At 56.7% G+C, this 4,881-nt stretch carries 4 protein-coding genes; all 4 read right to left on the reverse strand.

All coding sequences use genetic code 11. The features are described from left to right. Positions 1-50: 50 nt before the first annotated feature. Entirely contained in the window at positions 51-587 is a 537-nt protein-coding gene (locus DH08_RS12050; protein WP_192179524.1) for a sarcosine oxidase subunit gamma, read from the reverse strand. Then, positions 580-3,543, reverse strand: coding sequence for a sarcosine oxidase subunit alpha family protein (locus tag DH08_RS12055; protein WP_192179525.1), 2,964 nt, complete (start codon positions 3,541-3,543; stop codon positions 580-582). The genes DH08_RS12050 and DH08_RS12055 overlap by 8 nt, the downstream gene beginning before the upstream one ends. Beyond that, positions 3,540-3,818 carry a sarcosine oxidase subunit delta gene (locus tag DH08_RS12060; protein WP_192179526.1) on the reverse strand — a complete coding sequence of 93 codons (279 nt, stop codon included), beginning with the start codon at positions 3,816-3,818 and terminating at the stop codon, positions 3,540-3,542. The genes DH08_RS12055 and DH08_RS12060 overlap by 4 nt, the downstream gene beginning before the upstream one ends. Positions 3,819-3,837: 19 nt before the next feature. Then, on the reverse strand, positions 3,838-4,881 hold a 1,044-nt coding region (locus tag DH08_RS12065; protein ID WP_192179527.1), incomplete at its 5' end, for a sarcosine oxidase subunit beta family protein.

Genomic DNA, 4,881 nt, shown 5'->3' on the forward strand with positions numbered 1-4,881 from the left:
CGACCGCTGAGCCGAGCATCAGATTCTGAGACTGAATTGCGTTGTTGGTGTTAGGCGCTGAACTCTGCGCCCATCTGAATCAAGTCGTCGTAGACACTTTCTGCCAGTGTCCTGAGGACGATGATTTCCCAACGTTCCTGATCGAGGCGGGTCACATGAATAGTTATGCGCCCGAGCAGTGTCACTATCGCTTTCCCTGGTGCGAAAGCGGCGTCTGAAAAATCGGCACCTGAACCCTTCGACAAAAGGGCGCCAACATGTTTGCCTTCTAATAGAATTCGAACGCGACCATGGGATTGGTCTACGGAGGAGTATTTGGGTCGCAGCTCTTTCGCCACGGCCTGATGCCTGTCAGCCCCCCACACTTCGTTCGCGATCAGAAACCATTGGGATGGGGAAACGGGGCGCAACTCACATGAAGCGCCGGCAGAAAGCCCACCAAGGTCAGGGCCCTCTGGGTTGTGCGGATGTCCGAGAAGATGAACGATCGTCCCCTCGGGGATAGGACGTATTTTGAGGCCCGAGCTTATAAGGGGCCTCTTATCAACCAGCACATCGCGGCGGATGGAGCGTTCTTGGCTATACATGGAGTTTCTCATTGGCGGGATCGACAAATACGGGATTACAGAGCCGCGCCGGTGTGAACTCGTTGTAGAGACCGTTCCAGACGAGGACTTCTTCGCCATGACGCTCGGTCCCGCGCTTGACGAGTGCCAGGCCGATTGTTGACTGAATGTGTGGGGAGTACGCGCTTGACGAGACATATCCCTGATCATTTTCGAGGGAGACCGATGCACCCTTCGCCAAGATGTGTGACCCGGTTCGGAATTGCTTGTTCGGGTCGAGCGGTCGGACCCCGACGAGCGCTAACCGGTCCGAATGACTGAGCCCCTCTCGCTCCAACATTTTGCGCCCGATGAAATCCGGCTTCTTGGACGAAACCAACCGACCGAAGCCCAGATCTTTAGGCACTACAGTCCCATTGATCTCGTTGTGCGTGACGTGACCCTTCTCGATACGAAGTACACCGAGAGTTTCGATCCCGTATGGCATGAGGCCGTGCTCACGACCCGCATCCACCAAGATATCCGCAACAATATCGGCGAAACCCGCTGGCACTGCGAGTTCGTAAGCCAATTCCCCAGAGAAAGAGATTCGGAAGAGCCGCCCATGAACCTGGCCGTCCAACAACGAGACTTCGCGTGCCGCCATGAACGGAAACGCTTCGTTCGAAATGTCGTCGTCGACGACCTTGAGCAAGATCACGCGCGACTTCGGTCCGGCGATGGATAGCTGCGCCCATTGGTCCGAGACCGTAGCCAGCCGAACATCCAGCGTTGGCCATAGTACCTGGGCGCAGAACTCAAGGTGGTTCATCACGCCAGCGGCGTGAGCGGTGGTAGTGGTGATGAAGAAGCCATCTTCCCACAGTCGACTAATGGTTCCGTCGTCATAGACCATCCCATCCTCGCGCAGCATCAGGCCGTACCTGGCCTTGCCCACGGGGATAGTGCCTACGTTGTTCGAATAGACCTTGTTAAGAAATTCCGCTGCGTCCTGCCCCCACACTTCGATCTTCCCTAGCGTGGAGACATCACAAATACCCGCATTCACCCGAGCGTTGAGAGCTTCTCGATCAACACTTTGGCGCCAATTGGTCTCACCTTCACGCGGGAACCATGATGACCGGTACCAGAGGCCAGATTCGATAAACCTCGCTCCATTCCTTGCTGCCCATGCATGAAGTGGTGAGCGTCGAGCGGGCTGATAATGACGAGCGTGATGCGCGCCGGCCAGGGCACCGGCAGAAACGGGAGAGAAGAACGGTCGATATGTCGTAGTCCCGACGTCACCGGGGGAGATTCCGCGAGCCTCTGCGATGAGACCTATAGCGTTGACGTTTGAGAGTTTTCCCTGATCGGTCGCCATGCCGTTTGTGGTATAGCGCTTCGTGAGTTCGACGTGGCTATAACCCTCGCGGACAGCAAGATTTATGTCTTTCTCGGTCACGTCGTTCTGGAAGTCGACAAATGCCTTTCCTCGCGTCGAAGGCATTGACCAGACAGGCTTGGCAGTCAGATATGCGTCCTCCCCATCGACAGTACCGAAATCAGCCGGGTTTGCTTCATAAGAAAGATCGCGAACAACCCGAGCGCCAACGGCGGCGCCGTCCACCAAACATTCCGACAGACTGGCCACGCAGCGCGCTGAGCCGATCACATATACAGACTTGAGCCCGTCTGGAGCGACGAACGCTCCATGCTCATTGGACCAGACGGGTCTGGAGCCGCGGTGCATCGCAAGATGGATCGAAGGATTGAATCCACCAGCCATCGCCAGTGCATCTACCTCTATCGTTTCTGCCTGCCCGCCCTGACTGATGGTCACTCTTTTAAGCACCTTTCCACCGCCGGCCCCGCTTACGAAGGCCGCTGGGAGGATGCGGGCTTCGAGTGAAAAGTTTCTAGGAATATCGGGTCGAGTGTCTACGATCGCTGTGACATGGACACCTGCTGCCTCAAGATCGCGGGCAAGCACATACCCGCTATCATTCGTGGTAAAGATCGCGGTTTTTTTTCCTGGAGCAACCGCGTATCTATTGAGATACGTCCGCATGGCGCCAGCCAGCATTATACCAGGAGTGTCATTACCTCCGAAGATCAGTGGCCGTTCTTCGGCACCGGTGGCGATGATCGAGCGCTTTGCAACAATGCGCCATAGTCGCTCGACAGGTCTGACCAGGTCAGGTGAAGCAACGTGTTTTTGCACTCTTTCAACCGCGCCGAACACCCCGTCGTCGTAAGCACCGAATACGGTCGTCCTGGTCATGACCTGGACATTCGGGAGGCTGTTCAGTTCGTCATCCAGAAGTATCGCGAACCCTGGGGCGCTTTCGGATCCGATCCGTGCCTTGGATGAAAGCAAGGAGCCACCAAGCTCGGATTGCTCGTCTACTATGATCACGCGCGCGTTCGCGCGAGCTGCCGTAATCGCTGCCGCCAACCCTGCCGGGCCAGCACCGACTACAAGCAGGTCGCAATGAGCCCAGCGCTTGTCATAGGTGTCAGGGTCCCGCTCGTATGAAGCCTTGCCAAGCCCCGCCGCTTTGCGGATCAAAGGCTCGTAGACTTTCTCCCAGAAGCTCGCAGGCCACATGAAGGTCTTGTAGTAGAAACCGGCAGAGAGAAACGGTGACAGTATGCCGTTGATCGACCCCAGATCGAAATTCAAGGACGGCCATCGGTTCTGACTCTGGGCCTCAAGTCCATCAAACAATTCTTGCGTGGTGGCGCGAGTGTTGGGTTCGGTGCGCCCGCCCTTGCCAATTGTCATCAACGCATTCGGCTCTGAGGAACCAGCCGTGAGTACGCCTCGTGGGCGATGGTATTTGAAGCTGCGCCCAAATATCATCTGCCCATTCGCCAGCAGCGCAGACGCCAATGTGTCTCCGCGGTATCCGGACAGCCGCTTTCCGTCAAATGAGAAACTCAGCGGGGCGTCGCGCTGAATAAGTCCACCACCTTCGAGCCTGTAAAATGTCACAGTATGACCTCCGCAGGCGCGCCCAACGCAGCATCGAAGGTCCCAAAGATTTCATGGGTTACCGTATCGCGCTCGACGATTATCCAGCGTCGGCAGCCAGACGTATGGTGCCAATACTCACGATGGCGTCCATGTGGATTCTTGCGGAAATACACATAATCCATCCACGCTTCCGCATTTGCGTCGGCCTCGGGACGCTTCAAGACCGCCCCCTTGATTGTGAACTCGTCCGCCGGTCGCGCGCTACAGTGCGGACAGGTGATTAGGCTGGCCATGTTTCAAATCCTGTCGGGGCTAATGAAGGTTCGGCTGCGCGCCGGCACCTTTTTCGTCGATCATGTATCCGCGAGCGAAACGATCCAGCCTGAAGGCTGACGCCGTTTTCTCAGGCGTATCGCGGGCAATGAGATGCGCAAAGCAGTATCCGGATGCGGGGGTGGCTTTAAACCCGCCATAGCACCAGCCAGCGTTGAGATAGAGATTGTCGATCGGCGTCTTGTCGATGATGGGAGACCCGTCCATCGTCATGTCCATCACGCCGCCCCAGGAGCGGAGCAATCGTATCCGCGACAGTGCCGGGATCATGGCTTTTCCAGCTTCGATGACATGCTCTACAGTCGTCAAGTTACCGCGCTGGGCATAGCTGTTGTACCCATCGAGGTCGCCGCCGAAGACCAATCCTCCTTTGTCTGACTGTGACATGTAGAAATGCCCCGCACCAAAGATGACAACACAGTCGACGAAGGGCTTTAGTCCTTCGGTCACAAACGCTTGGAGCACATGACTCTCGATAGGAAGCTTGAGCCCGGCCATCTCAGCCGTTCGAGACGAGTTTCCAGCCGTGGCCAGCCCCAGCTTCTTGCAGCCGATAAAGCCGCGAGTGGTTTCGACACCGACGACGCGGTCATTTTCTCTCTGTATCCCCGTGACCTCGCAATTCTGAATGATGTCGACGCCAAACTGATCCGCGCCGCGCGCGTATCCCCAAGCCACTGCGTCGTGACGGGCGGTGCCCCCTCGTTTCTGAAGCAGCCCCCCATGAATCGGGAAACGCGCATCGTCAAATTCCAGGAACGGGAGCTTGGCCTTTATGGCCGATCTGTCGAGGATGTCCGCATGGACCCCGTGAAGCATCATCGCATTGCCGCGCCGGATAAACGCGTCCCGTTGTGCATCCGAGTGAAAGAGGTTCAGCACGCCACGCTGCGATACCATGGCGTTGTAGTTCAGTTCACTCTCCAATCCTTCCCATAGCTTCAGCGAAAACTCGTAGAAGGGATTGTTGTGAGGCAGAAGATAGTTCGATCGAACAATCGTTGTGTTCCGCCCCACGTTGCC

Source organism: Mesorhizobium amorphae, assembly GCF_014843845.1.
Classification (GTDB): Bacteria; Pseudomonadota; Alphaproteobacteria; order Rhizobiales; family Rhizobiaceae; genus Mesorhizobium; species Mesorhizobium amorphae_A.